Genomic DNA, 20,318 nt, shown 5'->3' with positions numbered 1-20,318 from the left:
GGTACGAAACGAGCCCTATGGAAAGCATGCCTGTACGAAACCGACAATGGATAAAGAAAAATGCACCCTTCCCCTGGATCAAGGAAAGGATGCATGAAATTCGATGCGTTAGACAAACCGGTGGTTTTGTAGCATCTACGTTCAAATTGAGGTTCTTTCATTAGGTTAGTTCCGGTTAGGCCGGCTCGTTTCGGCTAAGCCATTCCCTTTACTTGGAACCCAGCCCTTCGTGCATCGCACCCAGCAGGCGGTGCGTCCGGTCGCAGCCGTATTCCCAGAACATGATGCCGGCCAGTCCCTGCTCCTTCACATACTCGCATTTATGCCGGATGGATTCCTCGTCATCGTAGGAGATCAGGCTCGACCCGTTAAACAGGAACGGCGCACGGGCTTCCTCATCCCAGTAGCGCGTATAACCGTTTTTATCGATATAATCGGCAGCCAGCTCCGTAAAGGATGGGCCGTATCCGCCCGTCGTGCCTGCCATTTGGTACAGTCCGCGGTTGCGGTCCGGGACCTCGTTCCAGATGCGGGAGTAGAACGCCGCTCCGATCACGATTTTTTCCCGCGGCACGCCTGCCCGGACAAAGATGTTCACGGAAGCGTCCGTGCTGATGCGGAACAAATCGCCCGTTCCGGTGTACAGGTTCGTATGATGGCCCGTCAGCACCTGAAAGCCGCCCCGCATATCATAAGTCATCAGCTGCACGAAATCGAGGTACTTCTGCACCTGATCCATCTCCGTGCCGTCCACGTAATATTGGTCCGCCCCCGCCGCGATCGTCAGCAGGTAGTGACGGCCATCTGCGGCGCCTTTGGCGTCGAGCGCTTCCCGAATCGCCGCCAGCAGCAGCGTAAAGTTGTGCTTGTCATCCGGACTGGCGGCGATACCCGCCTCGCCGTAGCACGGATACTCCCAGTCCAGGTCGATCCCGTCAAACGGGTACTCATTCAGCACCCGCACGGCAGATGCCGCCATCCGTGCTCTTCCTTCTTCGGTTGCGGCCGCTTCAGAGAAGCCGCCCGCACTCCAGCCGCCGACCGACAGCAGCAGCGTCAGCTCGGGATGCTCCCGCTTGATGGACCGGATGGCCTCGCCGTTCTTCAAATGCTCCGTCGTAATTTCGTCATCCCGGACATGGCCGAACGCCACGTTCAGATGGGTCAGCCTGCACAGGTCCTCCGGCGTCATCTCCGGCAGCACGGCGTCCACGGCGTACCCAGCCACAATATATTTTTTCGACATACTTAAGACACTCCGTTTCTTATTGGGTTGTACCAGAATCTCGATCCCGGTTGAGTTGTTATGTTAGGTCGTTCTGTTGGATCGGCTTGCTCTGCCGGCTTACCCATGCTTTGTTACCGCCGATAAAATCTGCAGCGCCTCTTTTCCCGTGCCGATCTTATAGCCGGATGCCGTGTACCGGATCTGGTTCTGGCCGTCCAGCACGAACAGATGCGGGTAGCCCGCTTCGCTTGCGGCCGAAGACGAAATCAGGTCAGGCAGGGAAGCATAGCTGGAATCCCGTACAAACGCCGTCTGCGCCGGCAGATTCGGATAAGCGGCCGGATCGAAGGACGCCGTCCACTCCCGATCTCCAATGATCAGGACAATCGGCAGCGCAAGCTTGTCAAATGACTCCGCCAGCTCCCCGAGCTCGCGCAGCAGGTGCTTGGTCGGCTCGCGCTCGGGCTCGATCCAGGCCGTGATGGCACCCTGGGAACCAATCAAGCTGCCCAACGCGGCGGCCGTCCCGTCGAAGCGCGCAACTTCCCCGCCGCCATCCAGCGTGCCCAGCACCGGCACCTCCTCGGCAGCTTCGCGGAACGTCAGCGGAACCTCTGTCGTGTCCCCTTCGCTCACCGTAAAGTAGCTGAGGCGCACCCGCACGGTTCCGTCCTTCAGGCGGATGCCCGTTGTCAGGCGGTAGGCACCCGGCTCCACTTCAAATGGCGCGTCGTACACGTCGGTTTGGCCGAACGGGTAAACCAGCGTTTTGTATACGCCGTTTTCAAGCCGGGCGAACGTAAAGTTCTCGCTGTAGGATGCGGCAGACGCATCCGGACCGGCCGCCTCATCCCGCAGCAGGCGCAGCATGCCCCAGCCTGCGCTTCCGGTCTCCTCGGCGGAGGCGTACAGGGTGAACGGCGCGTCTTTCCATCCGCCGTCCTGCCAATACTGCGGCTTCTGCTCGCTCGGGTGCAGCCGGGCCGGGATGCCAAGGCTGCGGCCGGCGGCTACGAACAAGATGCCGAGCGACACCGGGTCGCCCTTGCCCAGCCGGTAGGTACCGACCGGATTGCCTTTGCCAAGCAGGTTCGGCAGGTCCTGCCATAGACCGAAGCGCTGCTCCAGGCGGTGGGCCAGCTGCGCCGGATCGGCCTGATACGCGGCCGTCTCCTCCGGCGTAAAGGCTTCCTGGAAGAACTTCCGGTACGGCACGATCATTTCGAACAGCACGCGCGGGCACAGAATGTACCGGACGAAGAGCTCCTCATCCCAATCGCCGCGGCGCTCCAGCGCTCCGGTCAGATGGTCGTCCAGCGCCGGCCGGAACGTATCGGCCAAGTCCTTGTCGTTCAGCGATTCCAGGAGCCGCAGCGGCCATTCTCCGAATTCGCCGGAACGCTCTTCCAGGAAAGCCGCGATTTCACGGCCGTTGCCCCGGGCCTTGCCCAGCACCGCCTCGACACGCGCGGCCGGAAGCCCCGCCGCCTTCGCCAATCGGGCGGCATCGTCCCCGCCGAGGAAAGTTTCTTCGAATGCGGTCCGGATGCGCGTACCTTCCTCGATCCGGGCGTTGTGGCGCTGCTGCTTCTCTTCGGTAACGGCATCCGCAGCTTCCCCTTCCCGTTCGGGCGGCGGCACCATGTCAAAGTCTGCCGTTCCTTCCGGCTGAACGGAGCAGTCCAGGGTCAGCTCAAAGCGATCGCTGTCCCGGACCGAAATCTTGGTCTCACCCCAGCGTCCGTCCTTGACGGCGCGGATGACCAGATCGCCGAAGCCCGTCTTGAAGGTGGCTTCGCCCCGCTCGTCCGTCGGAAGCGTGGCGATCGGGTACAGCTCCGCCATGTTGTACAGCTCGAAGCGCACCTCGGCCCCCTCTACCGGAACGCCGGCCTCATCTTTTACCGTCACGCGGATGGTCTGCGTCGGCGCGTAATTTTCCAGCAAGTTGATCTCCGTAAACCATTCGTCGGCCAGCGTAATATCTTCAGGCCCCGGATAATCGGCGTAGATTCTCGTGTTGATCAGCATCGCACGCCGTGCCGGCGGAGTGAACCAGCCCTGGTTCAGGCGGGCTTCCGGCTCGCAGGCGCCGATGTAGTACCACTGGCCGTCGGCCCACGCTTCCACCCAGGCGTGGTTGTCGTCGCAGTGCGCCCAGCGCGGGGTATAGACCTGGCGCGCAGGAATGCCGATGCTGCGCAGCGCGGCCACGGCGAGCGTCGACTCTTCCCCGCAGCGGCCACGGGCCGTGCGGATCATCGTCAGGGGCGAAATCGTCCGCAGATCGCTGCCGACGTAGGTCGCCTTTTCGTGGCACCAATAGTTCGTTTCCAGGATCGCGTCCGCCATGGACAGTCCCGCCGTCCGCTCCGCCAGTTCGTTATACAATATGCCGCGCGAATCCTCGATATTTTCAGTATTCACCCGGTATGGGAGGACGAAGTGCAGGAAGAGGTGATCCGGTACCCGCTCTCCCCAAGGCACCTGCTTGCGGATCGCCAGCGTGCGGCGCACATGGCTCAGAAACAGCGCACCGTCGTAATCCGCCAGGTCGTTGACCGGCATGTACGCGTACAAATATTTCAAAGCCCATGTTTCCTCGGCGGTCAAAGCCTCCTCAAACACGCCGAACAGCTCCTGTTTCCGGGATTCGGCCAGTGCCATCTTCTCCTGAAATTTCTCCTCGATCCGCTGCAGCATCTCTTGATCCAGCGAGAATGCGGTCGTATGCGTCGTCATTTCGCTTCCTCCTTCCACAGCTTTCCGTCTTCGCGGATGCAGTACACCGCTCGTCCGTCCGCGGACGGCGCCGTCAGCTGAAACAGACTGCGGGTTACTTCGATCCCCGGTTGAATCGTCCAGGTATCTTCACCCTTCAGCTGCTCCCAATCGGCCGTAAACCGCCCATGGGCCTCATAGTGGTTGCGCTCGCGGTAATAGAGCTTGCGAAGCTCCCACTTGATCCGCTCATCCTCCGGCAGCTCAAAATCCTGGGGCACTTCTCCGTCCGAGAATACGACGTACCCCCAGAGCTCCGGGTAATGCATGTTGATGATGCCCATCGGCGACCATACCCAGTTGTCCTCAGGATATGGCTTGCCGGTCTCGGGGTTCAGCACCTTGCGATATTCGCCGTCCTGCACCTCCGTCCGCCACTCTACCCGCGAGAAGTTGACGCGCCAGAACTCACCGGTAGCCGGGCGGCGCCCCTCGGGCGCACATTCCTTCAGGCTCGCCCACGGGATCGCCACTTCCACGCTCCATTTGCGGTTGTCTGCATCCGGGCGGTTCAGCTCGCCGTCAATATGCACCGCGGTCTGCAGGCCGGCGATATCCCAGCCGTTGACCGGAGGCCCGCCGTCACGGTAAGGCTGTACCAGCAGCAGGTCCCAGACCGTATTCAGCGCATTGATTTCAAACTCGTAATATTGATGCGTATCCCCGTCGGGATCGATAAAGATTTCAAAATCGTTGTCGTAGAAAATGACCGAATCCCGCTCGGTCAGCGTGGCCCAGATCTGATCCTCGATCAGCTCTGCGCCGAAGTAGAAATATTCGTCGTCCCACAGCATTTTGACCCGGGTCTGCTTGGCCGGCTTAGGGCGCAAATCGCCCTCGATATCGACGAAATCCTCCGTCCACTGCGCTTCGGACCAGAATGGCTTGTCCAGGCGTCCGTCCAGGACGAGCGGCCCTTGCGCCCGCCGGCAAATATAATGTTTGGGAGCATATTCAATCCTAGGCTCCGGCACTCCGCTTAGATTCATCGCGATTCCCTCCGTTATTCGTTCTGCATCGATCGTTAACCTGTATCGATCGTTAACCTGTATCGATCGTTAATCTATACTGCCGGTATCCGCAATCTCCAAGGCCAGCGTCACAATCTCGGCCGGCCCGGCCGCTACGCGGAGCGCCTCTCCGGGCTGCACCGCTTCCACCGCATCCTGCCGCTCTTCCAGAATATTGCTTCGATATGCCTGGCGATACGCAAATGTTGGCGTTACGGCAAGCTCGCTGCCGCTCGAGGTCAAATTGTACCAGCGGAGGATGAGGTCTCCTGTCTCTTCACTTCTTTTCACCGCAGACTGTGCTATTCCTTCTCCCTGCCAGCCGAACCATTGATAAACCGGCGGGAGGCTGCCCGCATGCAGGCCGACCTGTACGCCCGTCCACGGTACCTGGAACTGATAGGCTTCGTTATACGAAGCCTCAGGTTTCGCAAGACCGTGCGGGATGATCATCAGCTCGGCATAGGCTTCGCCCAGGCACTGCGCCTCCGGCGTCGGGAATACGCCCCAGTCGCCCAGCTCGCCGACGGAACGCAGCAGCGTCACCGCAATCGTGTTCTGTCCGTCCTGCAGCACCTCGTATTCGTTCAAGCCCCGGTTCGCAACCGTGAGTCCCGTCCGCCCGTCCCGGATGCTGGCAAAAGCCTGCTGGTGGTGGCAGTAGCTCGGGTTGGTCCATTCGGCGGACGGCTCGTTGCCGCGGGTCGCCACCTCGAACATGGAATCCGCCTGGTGAACACTGCTGGCAAGGCCGGTAGGGAACAGCATCCGCAGCCGGTGATCCTTGGCTTGGTTATTGAAGCGGGAAGTTACCTTCAATCCGCGTGATCCCTTCTCCAGCGTCAAGGTCGTCTCGATGACGATCCGGACGGTCTCCTTGGAGCGGCCGGACGATCGGCCGGTGAACCATACCAGCTCCTGCTGCTCCTGCGCAAGCTTCTCCTCCGCTCCCTTCGGGATGTCCCAGGCATGAACGACCCGGAAGGACGCCTCGTAGGGCTTGTCGGCCAGAATCGTAATCTCGGCTGCTGTATTCCGGGTCGTCAGCGGGGTTTCCCCGTCCGGCTGGCGGTACATGTATTCATTGCCGATGTCCCCGCTGTCCTCGTAAACGCACAAACCAGAGTAGATCTGGCCGCTAACCTTGTCCGTCAGCGTCACCGACCCGTCGTTTTCAATGCGAACCGACACGTATTCGTTTTCCATGGTTCGGTCCCCGGTGACAAGCGTGGCCCGTTCCGCCGATGCAGCGGCTCGGGAAGCCGAGCGGACGACCGCGTAGGTGCTGAAGCCGTTCGCGGGAACGTCCGCCGCCTCCAGCTCCACCCGGACCTTTCGGGCAAAATAAGGCTGCCGGAACTTGTCGTCAGGCAAATCGTATCCGAACTGCAGCCCCAGGTCGGTGATCGTGCAGTCCACCTCCCGTCCCTCGCTGTCCACCACGATCCGGTCCGCCAGCTCGAGCTGCTTCACCCGCGATTTCATTTCGCCGAACGGAATGCCTTCCCGGAAATAATGGCGCAGCACGTCGACTTCGACGCTGACCGTGCCGCTCCGCGTGCCGCCGGTCGTATTGAAGACGGTGAACGGAACAGCATCCGGCCCGAACGCCGCAAAGCCGTTAGTGTCGATGTGTTCCGCAATAGACTGCAGGCTGTCGTCCGCAACCGCTTCGGCGACGTGCCGGCTTTTCTCGAAGCGGGTGACCATCTCGCGGTGCACTTCGTCCACGCTGCAGCCGCAGATGCTGTCATGCGGATGGTTCTGCATCAGCGTCTTCCAGGCGTACTGCAGGAGATCATGCGGATACGCCGCACCGAGCAGGCTGGCATAGGCTGCAAGCGGCTCGGCCACCTTTTCGAGCATCGCCTGGCCCCGCTGATTCAACTGCTTCAGGTAGACGCGGGAGGAAGCCGTATTGACGAGCGTCCCCCAGCCGTCCGTCCGCTGGCTGCGCAGCTCGCCCCGGACGGAGGACAATTCACGGTCCAGCGAGGATTCGAGGGCCGCCAAATAATCGGTGAAATTGGAATGGACGAAGTCCGTATCCGGGAACAGTTCGCGCGCCGTACGGATCGCCTCCGGCAGATCGAGCTGGATCGGCTGGTGGTCACAGCCGTTCATGAACAGCAGCTCCCCGGTGGAGGCGTACTTGGCGGCGTCCGCCAGCTTGCGCTGCCAGTATTCCTTCGCCTCGCCCGGATCCGCAGGCACCTCATTCCCGTTCGAATACCAGTTGGCGAACAGGATGCCGAGCACCTTGGAGCCGTCCGGCCCCTCCCACTCCAGCTCGGAGAAGGAGGATTCGTAGTCACCGTCGGCGACCGTGTTGTTGAAGCCCGTAGGCTTCACGCCCCGTCCGAAGAAGGCGTTGTGGATGCCGGACTGCCGCATCAGCTGAGGCGTTTGTCCGGCAAGCCCGAAGGTGTCGGGAAAGTAGCCGATTTTGGCCGGCTGGCCGTAGCGCTTGGCGTCCTTGTGCCCGATCAGCATGTTGCGCACATTGGCCTCGCTGCTCGTCAGGAACGCGTCCTGCAGGATGTACCAGGGGCCGATCAGGATGCGGCCGTCCCGGATATGCTTCTCAAGCCGTGCCTGCTGCTGCGGCCGGACCTGCAGGTAATCCTCCAGGATGATCGTCTGGCCGTCCAGGAAAAAGCTGCGGTATTCCGGATCCTCATCCAGCTTGTCCAGCAGCGCATCCATCAGTTTTATCAGACGGACATGATGCTTCTCATAGGGCAGATACCATTCCCGGTCCCAATGGGTGTGGGATACAATATGAGCCGTTTTGCTGTTTGGCATGTGTTCTTCCTCCTAGCTTTCCTTGACTTGAATCTGAACCTCGTGCGGGCGGTACACCGCCTGTATTCTTCCTTCCGCATCGGCCGCAAACAGCACCGACCGCTCCTGCTCCAGCTCGAACGCATAGACGGTTCCGGTATCGTCGTCCTGCACTTCAATCTGGGCATTCCACGCATATTCCGATACGAAAATGTATAAAAAGCCTTCGGAAAACCGTAGTCTGCGCCCGTAAATCCCCGGGTTGTCCCCGCCCTGCAGCCAGGTCAGGCCGCTGGCGCAGCCGGCCGCCTCTACCGCATAGCGGTACAGCTCGGCCGTGGTGTCAATCCGTTCGTTCAGCTCAACCGGCAGCGGGCTCCAGATCAATCTTCCCGCGCCCAGCGGGATGTCGGTCACCGCGTCGGCGGCAGGCGTTCCCGATCCGGCATGGCTGTCGCCCGACGCCAGCACCTCTTTGTTCACCTCAGCGATGCGCCGCTTCCCGAAGGAAACCGGCAGCCGCTTGCCCTGAAGACTCAGCGTCTCCTCGCGTCGTACGTTGCGGATCACCGTGTCGCCGAGCAGACCGGCAGCCCGCTTCGTCGTCCGCCAATACGCGTCGATCGAGAGCGGCCCGGTCACGAGCAGCACCGCTCCCGTGCTCCGGACGATCTCAAGCAGCCTCGCCCAAGCCGCGTCCTCGATATTGTGCGCGCTTGGCAGCAAAATCAGCTTGGCCGGATGCTCCGCCAGCGGCTCCAGGTCGTATTCGGACACGGCCCGCAGCGGCAGCTTCAGCTGATAGGACAGCACGCGCGTCATCAGACGCGTCGCCTCATTCGCAAACTTCCGGTTCGAGAAGTCGTTCGAGTACGGGAACACCGCGGCGATATCCTCCAATTCACGGTCCCGGAACAGGTCGCGGATTCCGGCCATAAACCGGCCGAACTCGTACGAGACGTCCGCCTCCGGCTTCTCCGTGCCGTCGGCCCGCAGGGCACCGATATGCGATTCGTTCGCGTTATCCATATAGAAGTTCGTGTTCCAGATCCAGTGGATCGCTCCCGCACCGCCCGTTGAGAACGCATAAGCGTACTTTCGCTCCAGCATGCTGCGCAGCTCCCGCTCGCTCCGCTTGGCCAGCCCTTCGGCCGTCTCGACGTACATGATCCCCGTCTCCTGAACGACATTCGGCTTGTCGGCCGTCTTGGCAAAAATCCCGTCCCAGACCAGATCGTCGTTCTGCCACCACGAATGCACCGTCGTATAGTCTGCCGCCTCGCGGTAAAAGAACGGTGACGGCCGCTGCGAGCCGAGCGCCTCGTCCTGGCCGACAGTGACCAGCTGATCCGGGCACAGCTCCTTGATCGTGTCATACAGCTGCTGGGCCCAGCGGTTATGCATGTCCATCGAGAACAAGCAGTAATCCAGCCAGCGCGTCCCCTTCTTGCCTGAATGCATATCCTGCACGTCAAAGTTGATCTCCTGCGGCTCAGGAATCGCGGCGGCCGCAAAGCTCGGCAGCTGCTCCGGCGTCATATTCCACCGCTCCTGCAGCTGCTCGATTTGGCCGTGGCGCCGCTCCAGCCATTCCGCAAAGGCTGCCCGTTCATAGCGGTCATGCGAGGAGCGCGGTCCAGCCGAGAATATCCGCGCCGGATCAAACATCGACGGTTCGTTGATCAGGTCCCAGTCCACGTTCGTCGTGTGACGGTGGCGGGAGACGATGGAGCGGATATACCGCTTCTGGGCCTCCACGCTCTGCGGGTCCAGATAAGGGTTCACCCCTTCCCACGCCTCCGGCGTGAAGGAAAAGAAGGTGAAGGTGACGTGAAGTCCATGCTTCTTCGCCGTCAGGATAAAGGCATCAATCGCCCGCAGCACCTCCTCCGAGGCGTGGCCGTCGACCTGCATGATGTTGCGGTAGGCGGTCCACACCCCGGTACGGATCCAGTTGATGCCGGCAGCCGCCATTTGGGCCATGTCCCGGTCCCACACGTCGCTGTTCGGCAGGAACAGGAACTTCCGGGCCACATCGGACGCCATATACGTCATGCCGACGATCGGCAGCGGCCGGCCGTCCTTGACGAAATAGTCCCGCCCGCAGCTCAGCAGGCTTCCTTCCTGAAGCAGCTGTGCGTCATGCCCCCAGAAGCCTTGACGCAGCACCCGTACTTCGCCGTCTTCCGACGTAGCGGTGCATTCCACCCGGTACAGCCCGGCGCGAAGCGCAAGCGGCACGGATATCCGGACGAAGTCCAGCTCGCCCGTAACGCCCGTCGTAAACTGGTGCTCCCACTTCTGGTCCCCTTCGTCCTCCTCTACCGTAAGGGCGAACGTCCAATGCTCGGCATCCCGAACCGCGGCCCGCATCGGAAAGATCCGCTGCGTTTGCAGCGTCAAGACCGCGTGATCGCCCGGCTCATAGGCAGCGTAATTGGTCTTTAGCGACAGCTCGGTGACCGGACGCGACGCAAACTCTGCCCAGGTACCCAGCGCCTCTCCTCCACCCTGACTCCAGAACGCAGAGGTGAGCGGCACGTTCACGAACAGCCAGCGTGAACCGGCAAAATCACCGCGCGAGTTCTCCCACAGCACCACCGGAGCGGCCACCTCGCGGCCGTCGGCGGATACGCCGGTCAGCAGCGCGTGCACCTGCGTGCTCATCGTGCCCGCGGAGCCCATCTGGTGCGGCAGATCGGCGTTCCGGGTCGTGTGCGGCACCAGGTTCAGCGTGTCGCTGATGCCAAACAGCTGCTCCTGTCCGGCCAGAAGCGGGACCTGCTCCGAAGCCCGCAGACTCGCGACCGGAGCGGCGTCCACCTGCAGCATTTCATGAATGTACAGCTCCCGGTGGTAAGCGGTCTGCTCCGCCTCCGCCTTCCATGCCCCGTCCTCAAGCCGGACCGGCCGGCGGAACGGCGCCCCGCCGGCGCTAACGAGCCCGCCGCCGCGTCTTAGAAACGCGGCAATGTCCGCCCATGCGTCTTTCGGAAAATACGGCGCATGCAGGTTTACGAAGCATCCTTCCTCAGCAGTCCGCAGCGCTTCGGCAAGACCTTTGGCATCGACCACTTTACCGATCCGCCGCAGCTCATCAAGCTGCGCAGCCGGAGGAAGCGATATCCCCGGAAACGCCGAATCATAGAAAATGATGACCGGCCGGCTCATAGAATCCCTTCTTTCATCGCTTGATAGACCAGCTGCGAGAAGAGGCTGTTCGACCAGGCAAACCACGATCTCGTATATACGGCGGGATCGTCGGCAAGGAATCCCTCATGCATATAGCCCGTTCCCGCGTCCGTCGCCTCCAGCGTTGCGATCATCTCCAGCTTTTCTTCCTTCGTGACCGCTGTCAGTCCCTGCATGGACAAAGCCATATGCCACACATAGCCTTCCGGCGTATGCGGGCTGCCGATGCCCTTTGCCGCCCGGCCTTCGAAGTAGAACGGATTGGCTTTGGAGAGCGCAAAGCGTCTCGTGTTTTGATAGATCGGATCATCGGCTGTGACATAGCCCAGATAAGGAATAGACAGCAGACCAGGAGTACCCGCGTCGTCCATCAGGCAGTAGTTGCCGAACCCGTCGGTCTCGTACGCGTAAATCGGTCCGAATTCCGGATGGCGGTAGATGCCGTAGAGCTGGATGCCGTGGTGGATATCTTCCTCAAGCGCCTTCAACTCCTGCAGGAAGCCCGTATCGCGGAACACCCATTCGGCGAACTCCTGCATGTGACGCAACGCAACCACGGCGAACATGTTGCCCGGAATGTTGTAATGAAAGTCGCACGCGTCGTCGCTGGAGCGGAAGCCGGACCAGACCATGCCCGTATAGTTGACCGGCATGCCGAGCCCTCCGTTTGCCAGCGTATCCTGCCGGATGCCGTTATTGCGCATAAAACGGTACGGCGACTGTTCCATATGACGCTGTTCGGTCCGGAACAGCTCGTAAATGATCCGCATCGCCGATTTGAAACCGGCGTCGAAAATGTCCGTCAGCCCGGTTTCCTTCCAGTACGCATAGGCGAGGCGCATGGAGAAGCACAGAGAGTCGATCTCGAACTTGCGCTCCCATACCCAAGGGCCCATATCGGTCACGTCTGCCTTGTTCCAGTGCCAGTCGTTCGCCGACTCGTTAAACGCGTTCGCGTACGGATCGATATGTATGTACTGAATATGCCGCTTGATCAGCCCGCCGATCATCCGCTGCAGCGCGGCATCCTCTTTGGCGAAGGGCACGTAATGCATGACCTGCTCCACGGAATCGCGGAGCCAGGACGCGGGAATATCCCCGGTAATGACAAAGGTTGTTCCGTCATCCATCAGCTTCGTGGTCGTTTCCAGCGTGTTGGGAAAACAGTTCTTGAACAGCTGCAGCAGCTTGGGCCGGTGCGCCAGCTTCTCTTCCGCTTCGGCCAGCACGTTCTGAATGGAAGCCGGAAGTTCCATCCGCGGCATGTTGATTTGAGGCAATCTGAATTGTTCCATTCTTGATCTCCTTTTGTATACATGGTCATAAGCTCCGGGCTGATCCTAAGACGATGCGGCTAAGCCATTATTACCTTTGGCCCCCGAATCCTGTCCGTTTACCCGAAAGAGGGGAGGCCCCGCCGTGTAAAGTGCAAGGCGTTCCTCCCCGTGATTCGTCCGCTTAGTCCGCTTATAGCGTCCGGTCCATCCGTCAGTTATGGGTCACGACGGCGCCGGATCCGCCGTACATTTCCAGCTCTTCGTCGAACTCCAGCTTCAGCACCGTTACCTGCTCATGGGTGTCCTCCGGGGTCATGTGAATCCATGTCGTTCCTGGAATGTTGAACCACGGCACCCCGCCGTGAATTTCATGCGAGAGCTCTTTGCCCGAGTGGAGCACGGTGATCTTTTTGATCGGGTTGCACAGCCCTTTGAGGCAGACGTTTTCCTTCGGATCGTCATAAACAAACAGGTACAGCGTCTTGCGGTCCTTGGACACCGTGCTGCCTCCGAGGTAATAACGGGTCATGATGCCTTCCTCTGTGCCGAACACCGCCTCTTCGTGAGTGCGGATCCAATCGCCCAACCCGAGCAAAATATCTTCCTGCCGCTTGTCGATCGTGCCGTCTTCCCGCGGCCCGATATCGAGCAGCATGTTGCCGCCCATCGATATGCAGTCACAGAACATGCGAATGATCTGGTTCAGCGACTTGTATTTGTTGTCCGTGGGAACGTAGCCCCAGGATGTGTTGATCGTCGTGCAGAACTCCCACGGCCCCTCCGGTCTCGTGATCGGAATGCCCTGCTCCGGCGTTTTATAATCGCCGTGGCCCTGCAGACGGGAATTGATGATAATGTCCGGATTCAGCGTGTGCAAATATTCCTTAAAGGCCGGCAGGTTCCACTGCTCGGCGCTGCGCTCCCAGTCCCCGTCGAACCAGAGCAGATCGACCTTGCCGTAGTTCGTCAAAATTTCCCGCAGCTGGTTGTTGTTAAACTCGAGGAACTTCTGCCAGCGCTCTTCGTCCTGAACGCCGTCCTGAGGGCTCGAGAAGCGGTTGGCCGTGCTCAAATCCTCCGGCACCTTGCCCCCTTCATAGACGCTCGGATAGTCGGGATGGGACCAGTCGATCAAGGAATAGTACATGCCCAGATGGATCCCGCGCTTCTGGATGGCCTCCGCGTACTCCTTAACGATATCCCGCTTGGCCGGCGTTTTCTGAATGACGTTCAGATCGCTGTACTTCGTATCCCAGAGTGCTACCCCGTCATGGTGCTTCGTCGTCAGCACCGCATATTTGGCGCCGGACTTTTCGATCAAGTCGGCCCACGCTTCGGCATCGAATTTCGACGCCGTAAATCCGTCCAGCTGCTTCATGTATTGTTCATAGGGAATGTGTCCGTTGTAAAAGGACCAGGACTCAGCCACTCCGTCGACGGCATAAATGCCGTAGTGGATAAAAATCCCCAGCTTTGCGTTTTCAAACCATGGTTGCATATCGGTCGCACCTTTCGCGTTGTATTCGGTTGATTATAGGCGGTGTTTGGATCTATACCCTTATGCCGTGCCTGCCCGCTGTCTTAGCGGATACGGAACACGTGCGCGATCGGCGCCAGCCCTTCGCGTTCCTTCTCCGGAAGGCGGATGGCAACGCCGTCATCCTTGCGCCGGAATTCCAGGTTGTCCGCTCCGCCGACGAGATCGATCCGGCTGAACGGCTGCTGCAACGGCAGATGCAGTTCCGCTGGAACCTCTTCGTGCTCGTCCCGGTACAGGTAAAAGGCATAGGTCGTGTCGCCTTTTTGGGTGAACTGGGCCCGGCCGACCGAATACGGCTCGCAAATGCGCGTGCCATAAATAGCTTCGCCGTGTACCTTCAGCCATGCGCCCATGCCCTTGATGCGGGAGATGGCCGTTTTGGAAATCCGTCCGTCCGGCTGCGGTCCCACATTGAGCGCCAAATTGCCGCCCTTAGCAACAATTTCAACCAGCAGATGGATCAGCTGGCGGACCGTCTTGTAGTCGTCCTCATAACGGAAGGAGAAGGCCGATCCCATCGTGATGCAGCTCTCCCAAGGTACGCTCAGCGCGCGTTCGGGCAGCGTCTGTTCCGGAGTGATCAGGTTTTCGTAAGGTCCACCCACCGTGCGGTCTGCCGACAACAGCCATGGCTGAATTTTCCGCGCCCGCTCAACCACTTCGCCAAGCCGGATGTTCTGATCCCGATAATCGTTGACCCAGCCGGCATCCAGCCACAGCACGTCGATCCGGCCGTAATTCGTCATGAGCTCCATGATCTGTTCATGCGTGAACTGGACGAACTGCTCCCACAGCCACGGATATTCCTTCGGATCGTAGGTCGGCCCGCGGGATGTCGTTGTTCCCGGCTTCATCCCGGGAGCCCAGTAATACGGAGTGTGCCAGTCCGCTTTGGAGAAGTAGGCGGAGATGCCGAGCCCTTTTTCCCGGAAAGCGTTAAACAGCTGCTTGGTGATATCCGCGTATTTGTGCGTATGGAACGGGCAGTCCGGCCCGGTAATACGGTAATCGGTCGTCTTCGTATCCCACATGCAGAACCCGTCATGGTGCTTGGTCGTAAAGTTTAAATATTTAAAGCCGTTCTCGGCGGCGAGATCCGCCCACAGCTCCGGCTGAAAACGGAGCGGGTTGAACGTTTTGTTCAAGGCAAAATACTCGCGTTTCAGCTCCTCCGCATCGATGTCCCAGTCGATTTCGTTTCTGGACCATTCCTCATCCACGTCGCTCAGCGCCCAGGATTCCACCAATCCGAGCTGGGAATAAGGCCCCCAGTGCATCATCAGGCCCAGTTTCTGGTCTTTGAACCACTCCAGGCGCTCCAGCAGCAGCGGGTCCTCAGGTTTCACCCAATGCTCTTCACTGCTGTAATTGTGGACGCCTTCCACGACGACGGACTCCTGTTCTTCCTGGACCTGCTTGATTTCGCTCATCTTACACCCTCCATTGATTCGGATTTTTATCATAGATTGAGCTGCCCGCCGCTAAACCGCGCCTTCTTATCAACAAAATTCTCCATATTTCGACTTCGTTCGTTTTTCTCTCTATGTCCAAAAGCCCGAAATATTGGTATCATGGAACTTGATCAGACGCATTACGGTTAACGGGAGGCAGAATTGTTGAAGAAAAATTACTTCAAGTCCAAGCTGTTTTTGAAATATATCTGGTCCTATTTGTTTATCTTGTTGATTCCCTTGATCCTCATGACAATCTTTATTTATGAAAACGCTGTGACGAACCTCCGGTCCGAGATCGAGCACTCCCGGCTGGATCAACTGACCCAGACCAAAGTGATCATTGACGGGCGGATGAAGGAGCTCAGCGAAATTGCTTCCCGTGTCTCCTACGACGAGAGGCTGACGAAATACCGGGTCCATGACCCGCTGACGAGCGGAGACGCCATTCAGGCATTGGATCAGTACAAGGCAACCAGCTCGATCATCGGCGAAATTTTCCTCTATTTTCATAAGGATGAGAAAATCTATTCCAGCAACGGCCTGTACAATCTTGATGTATTCGCCAAAAAGTTCAGCTTTCAGAGCTGGGACAAGAGCCGGATGCTCAAAGATCTCGATGAGGGCCAGTATCCGGAGATGCGTCCCGCCGATACGGTCAGCAACGCTTCCGGTTTAAAAGAAACGATGCTCGCGTACCTGATTCCGATTACACCCAACAGTCCGACGCCGCACGGAACGGTCATGTATTTGATCCGCGAATCCGAGCTTACCAGCCTGATCGATTCCATTCTCGGCAGCTATCAAGGGTTGACGTATATTCTCGACAACGAAGGCCGCATTCTGGTGGACAACCGTCAAGGCGAAGCGCTCACCGGAAGCGAGGCCAAGTCGCTGATCAATCTGTCCCCTGGCATTCACGAACGGACCATTAACGGCAAGGCGCATTCCATCGTTTCGGTCAAATCCGACAATAACGGCTGGACCTACGTTACCGCCATGCCGAGCTCGCAATTTTTCAGCAGCGTTCTGCACGTGCGGAGCTTTATCATCATGCTGTTCATCATTGTCGTCCTAGTCGGCGCGGCCATCGCGCTGCTCCTTGCCCGCATGCAGTACCAGCCGATCTCGATGCTCGTGGAGTTTGCCTCCACCAACTCCCCGGCCAAGCGGCCGCAGAGCGGCAAGACGCCGTCCGGCAACGAGCTGGACCGGATCCGCACCGCGCTTCAGGAATACAGCTCGCGGATCGATTTGCAGGAGCCATTCGCCCGCAACCACTTCCTGTCGATGCTGCTGAAGTACGGCAGCGCCCAGAGCCTGTCGCCGGAGCTGCGGGAGGCGTTCGACCTTCATTTTGACCGGTCACGGTACTTTGTGATGGTCATCGGGTCGGAGCCGGCAGAGCAGGAGAAAAGCGACCGTCAGGACCGCACCGAAATGATCCGGCTGCTGACCCAGATCGAATTCCCTGAGCTGGCTGCTCTCGGCTATGGCGTGGAGCTTCCGCAGCTGGACCAGCTGGGGCTCATCATCTGCTTCGATCCGGAAGAAGGTGCCGAGGAGTTCAACCGGATGCACCAGATCGTCGAGGCGGTCCGCGGCTGTCTGCTCGAATCCTTCGACGTCTTTCCGATGATCGGCGTCGGCACCAGCTATCCGAGCCCGGACCAGCTGAACCAGTCCTTCATCGAAGCCTGCTCGGCTTTCGAGCTGCGGGCGACCACCGGCCAAGGCAGCGTCACGTATTTCGAGAAGCTGTCCTACACGCCGGACCATACGGCCTGGGTGCCAAACAACACGCTGATGAAGCTGTCCCAGAGCTTGAAGCAGGGCAGCTACGACGTTGCCGCCCAAATTGTCTCCTCGTCGGTGCAGGACCTGCAGGTGGCCGAGGTATCGGCGATGTTGATGCGCTGCGTCTGCTTCGACCTGCTCAACACGATCCTCAAGACCGCATCCGAGCTCGGCATTCACAGCGTGCTGCAGGACGTGCCTCCGGGCATGGTGTACAGCAGCTCGCTCGAAGAAGTCGAACGCGGTCTGCTCAGCCTGGCTTCCCGGATCTGCAGCCAGGTCGAGCGGAATAACCAAAAGGAAGAGCAGTCGATGATCGACCGGATCGTCGCTTACATCGACGGGCATTACACCGACCATACGCTGAGTCTGGAGAGCGTCGCTTTTGAATTCGACATCTCGCCGTCCCACGTCAGCCGGTCGTTCAAGGAAAAGATGGGTCTGAACTTCATCCAGTACGTCTGGCAGAAGCGCCTCGAAGAGGTGATTCATCAGCTGCGGACGACCAGCGATCCGCTCAAGGACATCATTCTGCGGGTCGGCTACCAGGACACCCCGAACTTCACGCGGAAGTTCAAGAAGGAGACCGGCTACACGCCGGGGCAGTACCGGAAGCTGTTCTCCGAAACCGGCCAGCCTCCCGCTTCTTCCGATCCGGACGAGGAATGAGGCAGCGCCTCTTCCCGCTTCTTCTTAAAGCAATAGCCAACTCCCCTGCCGCTTGCGCAGCAGGGCGATGTTGGCTATTTGCTTTTGCATGGTGCGGATGATCCGGTTACTTGCCCGAGTTCCAGCGGTCGTAAGCGCCCTGGTACAGCTCGGCGATCCGGTCGCCTCCCATTTTTTTGATTTGCGCGACGTATTTGTCCCAGTTCGAGAGCGGCTCCTGGCCGGTCACGAACTTCGCTTCCATCTGCTGAACATAGGTGTTCAGGTCGGACAACAGTGCCGTTGCTTCCGTCTGCTCTTCATTGGTCAAATAGACGTTCGGGAACGGCGTTTTGCCGATCGGCGTCAGCTTCTCTGCGTTTTCTTTGTCAATGAAGCGGTCAAAGTCGCTCTTCAGTCCTTTGGTCAATTCCGCAGAGTTCATGCCCGGCGAAAGAATGCCGTAGTTCGGCGTCAGTGTGCCGCGATATTCCTCACGGTCGCCGCCGCCCGGTACCGGCAGCCATTCTTTCTCATGGGTTTCTTTGTTTTTGTATTTCCACAGCGTATTCTCCGGTCCCTGACTGAACAGCGTAGCTCCGTCATAACCGTATTGGTAGTCGATCCAGCGCATCGTCGCTTCCGGGTTCGGGTCTTTGCTCGTAATCGCAAACGTGCCGTTGGCCGAAATGCCCGGATGCTTGCCGTAGACCGGCGTTCCTGGAATTTCGCTGGCGACCGGCGTCATGAGCGGGTTGTCCGAGCTTGGCTCGCCGCCCAGCGTGAAGTAAGGGTAATAGTCGTTAAACACGCCGATCTGGTTGTTTTGCCCCTTGGCCTTCTTCTGATCCGGCGTCTGCGAGAACGTCTCGTGATCCAGAAGATCTTCCTTCCACAGTTTATTCATGAAGGTCAGGTAGCCCTTGTAACCCTCTTCTTGCGGCGTATAGTGCACTTTTCCGTCCTTGTCGGCGTAGATCACTTCGTCATAGATGCCCCAGAAGCCGAGGAAATACATGCGCAGGTCGTCCAGCTTGACCGAGGTCAGCGGAATTTCGTCCTTTTTGCCGTTGCCGTTCGGATCTTCGTCCTTGAAGCGTTTCAGCAGCGTGTACAGCTCGTCGGTCGTCTTCGGCAGCTCGGTCACGTTCAGCGCCTTCAGGAACTTTCCGTTATACCACATCGGGCTGCGGTACCATACCGCCGACAGATCGATGTTCGGGAGCGCGTAGATATGCCCGTCAGGCGTCGTAAACGACTTGCGGATATCCGGATGCTCGTCGAAAATTTTCTTGATGTTCGGCGCATAGCCTTCGTCGATATATTTCTCGAGCGGGATCAGAACGCCCTGACTGCCGTAGGTCACCTGCTCCGCCGGTTTCAGATCCGCCGCATAGAATATATCCGGCAAGTCGCCGCTCGCGAATACGAGGTTCTTTTTCGTCTCAAAGCTGTCGATCGGCGAAAGCTGGTATTCCAGGTGGATGCCCGTCAATTTCTCCATCTCTTGCAGCACGGGCATTTTGTTCCAATCGGCCACGCCCGCATCCTGGGACATCACTTTTAGCGTGAGCGGCTTGTCCACGATCGGGAAGCCTTCTTTTTTAACTCCTTCGGCCGCAGATCCGGCAGCTGAGGAGGAACCCCCGTCGCCGTTGGAACCGCAGGCTGCCAGCAGGCTGGCGGATACGGTGAGGCAGAGCAGAATAGATGACGCCTTGCGAAGCTTTTTCATGTTTTACAAACTCCCCTTTTTGACTTGATGTCGATTCTAAGCAGGCAGGATCAGCCCTTTACGGAACCAATCATAACACCTTGCACAAAGTAACGCTGGAGAAATGGATAAATGACGATGACCGGGATGGTGGCAACGATAATTACCGCGTATTTGACCAGGGCGGCGATTTCCGCCTTGTTGTTCATCGCGGCCGCCGTGGAGGCGTCGATCGCCCCTCCGCCCTGCGCGGCCATTTCCTGCAGCACCAGAATCTGGCGCAGCACCAGCTGCAGCGGGTATTTCGCCGAGTCGTTCAGGTAAATAAGCGCCGAGAAGTAGCTGTTCCAGTTGCCCACCCCGTAGAACAGGGCCATGACCGCGATGATCGGCATCGACAGCGGCAGGATGATCTTCACGAACAGCCGCATGTTTGTACACCCGTCGATCTGCGCCGCTTCCTGCAGCTCCTTCGGAATCGAGCTCTGGAAAAACGTCCGCGAGACGATGATGTTCCAGATCGACGCGGCCGACGGAATGACGATCGCCCACATCGTGTTGACCATGCCCAGCTGCTTCACCAGGAGATACGTCGGCACCAGGCCGCCCCCGAAAAACATCGTGACCATGAACATACCCATAAAGAAGTTGCGGCCGACAAAGTCCTTGCGGCTCAGCGCATACGCCGCCGGCAGCGTCACGAGCAGGTTGATCGCGGTTCCGACCACGGTGTACAGAATCGTGTTGCCGTACCCCGTCCAGATGCTTGTGTTCTCGAACACCCGCTTGTAGCCGTCAAACGTAATGCCTTTCGGCCACAGCCACATCTCCCCGGACCCGACCGCTTTCGGGTCGCTGATGGAGGCGCTGACCATGTACACCAGCGGGTAGAACAC

General features: G+C 59.1%; 11 protein-coding genes. 1 reads left to right on the top strand and 10 read right to left on the bottom strand.

The window, feature by feature from the left end:
- Positions 1–208: 208 nt before the first annotated feature.
- The 8 genes from C7820_RS28780 to C7820_RS28745 form a co-directional block, all read right to left on the bottom strand.
- Positions 209–1,246, bottom strand: coding sequence for a glycoside hydrolase family 18 protein (locus tag C7820_RS28780; protein WP_116233983.1), 1,038 nt, complete (start codon positions 1,244–1,246; stop codon positions 209–211).
- A gap of 99 nt (positions 1,247–1,345) precedes the next feature.
- On the bottom strand, positions 1,346–3,970 hold the full coding sequence (locus C7820_RS28775; RefSeq protein ID WP_116233982.1) for a transglutaminase domain-containing protein: 2,625 nt from the start codon (positions 3,968–3,970) through the stop codon (positions 1,346–1,348).
- Positions 3,967–4,998: a carbohydrate-binding family 9-like protein gene (locus C7820_RS28770; RefSeq protein ID WP_116233981.1), complete on the bottom strand. Its 1,032-nt coding sequence runs from the start codon at positions 4,996–4,998 to the stop codon at positions 3,967–3,969. The genes C7820_RS28775 and C7820_RS28770 overlap by 4 nt, the downstream gene beginning before the upstream one ends.
- Before the next feature lie 69 nt (positions 4,999–5,067).
- Entirely contained in the window at positions 5,068–7,824 is a 2,757-nt protein-coding gene (locus tag C7820_RS28765) for an alpha-mannosidase (protein WP_116233980.1), read from the bottom strand.
- A gap of 12 nt (positions 7,825–7,836) precedes the next feature.
- The gene (locus C7820_RS28760) at positions 7,837–10,974 is read right to left on the bottom strand and encodes a beta-galactosidase (protein ID WP_116233979.1); all 3,138 of its coding nucleotides are present in this window, start codon (positions 10,972–10,974) and stop codon (positions 7,837–7,839) included.
- Positions 10,971–12,290: a glycoside hydrolase family 125 protein gene (locus tag C7820_RS28755; protein ID WP_116233978.1), complete on the bottom strand. Its 1,320-nt coding sequence runs from the start codon at positions 12,288–12,290 to the stop codon at positions 10,971–10,973. Before C7820_RS28755 ends, C7820_RS28760 begins: the two co-directional genes overlap by 4 nt.
- A 193-nt stretch (positions 12,291–12,483) precedes the next feature.
- Positions 12,484–13,770, bottom strand: coding sequence for an alpha-L-fucosidase (locus C7820_RS28750; RefSeq protein WP_116233977.1), 1,287 nt, complete (start codon positions 13,768–13,770; stop codon positions 12,484–12,486).
- Between the two features lie 83 nt (positions 13,771–13,853).
- On the bottom strand, positions 13,854–15,242 hold the full coding sequence (locus C7820_RS28745) for an alpha-L-fucosidase (protein ID WP_116233976.1): 1,389 nt from the start codon (positions 15,240–15,242) through the stop codon (positions 13,854–13,856).
- 186 nt (positions 15,243–15,428) lie between these two features.
- On the opposite strand from C7820_RS28745, the gene C7820_RS28740 reads away from it, so the two are divergent.
- Positions 15,429–17,729: a helix-turn-helix domain-containing protein gene (locus C7820_RS28740; protein WP_116233975.1), complete on the top strand. Its 2,301-nt coding sequence runs from the start codon at positions 15,429–15,431 to the stop codon at positions 17,727–17,729.
- 106 nt (positions 17,730–17,835) lie between these two features.
- Here the strand turns inward: C7820_RS28740 and C7820_RS28735 are convergent, their stop codons facing one another.
- On the bottom strand, positions 17,836–19,443 hold the full coding sequence (locus C7820_RS28735) for a type 2 periplasmic-binding domain-containing protein (RefSeq protein ID WP_116233974.1): 1,608 nt from the start codon (positions 19,441–19,443) through the stop codon (positions 17,836–17,838).
- A gap of 50 nt (positions 19,444–19,493) precedes the next feature.
- The coding region (locus C7820_RS28730; protein WP_147306313.1) for a carbohydrate ABC transporter permease at positions 19,494–20,318 on the bottom strand (825 nt) is incomplete at its 5' end.

Origin of the sequence: Paenibacillus sp. VMFN-D1 (genome assembly GCF_003386155.1) — a bacterium.
Lineage (GTDB): Bacteria > Bacillota > Bacilli > Paenibacillales > Paenibacillaceae > Paenibacillus_AQ > Paenibacillus_AQ favisporus.
This window is presented reverse-complemented; position numbering and strand designations above follow the sequence as displayed.

Excerpts from the sequence above, each read along its gene's own strand:
- C7820_RS28780 (WP_116233983.1), bottom strand. The coding sequence starts at position 1,246 with ATGTCGAAAAAATATATTGTGGCTGGGTACGCCGTGGACGCCGTGCTG.
- C7820_RS28775 (WP_116233982.1), bottom strand. The coding sequence starts at position 3,970 with ATGACGACGCATACGACCGCATTCTCGCTGGATCAAGAGATGCTGCAG.
- C7820_RS28770 (WP_116233981.1), bottom strand. The coding sequence starts at position 4,998 with ATGAATCTAAGCGGAGTGCCGGAGCCTAGGATTGAATATGCTCCCAAA.
- C7820_RS28765 (WP_116233980.1), bottom strand. The coding sequence starts at position 7,824 with ATGCCAAACAGCAAAACGGCTCATATTGTATCCCACACCCATTGGGAC.
- C7820_RS28760 (WP_116233979.1), bottom strand. The coding sequence starts at position 10,974 with ATGAGCCGGCCGGTCATCATTTTCTATGATTCGGCGTTTCCGGGGATA.
- C7820_RS28755 (WP_116233978.1), bottom strand. The coding sequence starts at position 12,290 with ATGGAACAATTCAGATTGCCTCAAATCAACATGCCGCGGATGGAACTT.
- C7820_RS28750 (WP_116233977.1), bottom strand. The coding sequence starts at position 13,770 with ATGCAACCATGGTTTGAAAACGCAAAGCTGGGGATTTTTATCCACTAC.
- C7820_RS28745 (WP_116233976.1), bottom strand. The coding sequence starts at position 15,242 with ATGAGCGAAATCAAGCAGGTCCAGGAAGAACAGGAGTCCGTCGTCGTG.
- C7820_RS28735 (WP_116233974.1), bottom strand. The coding sequence starts at position 19,443 with ATGAAAAAGCTTCGCAAGGCGTCATCTATTCTGCTCTGCCTCACCGTA.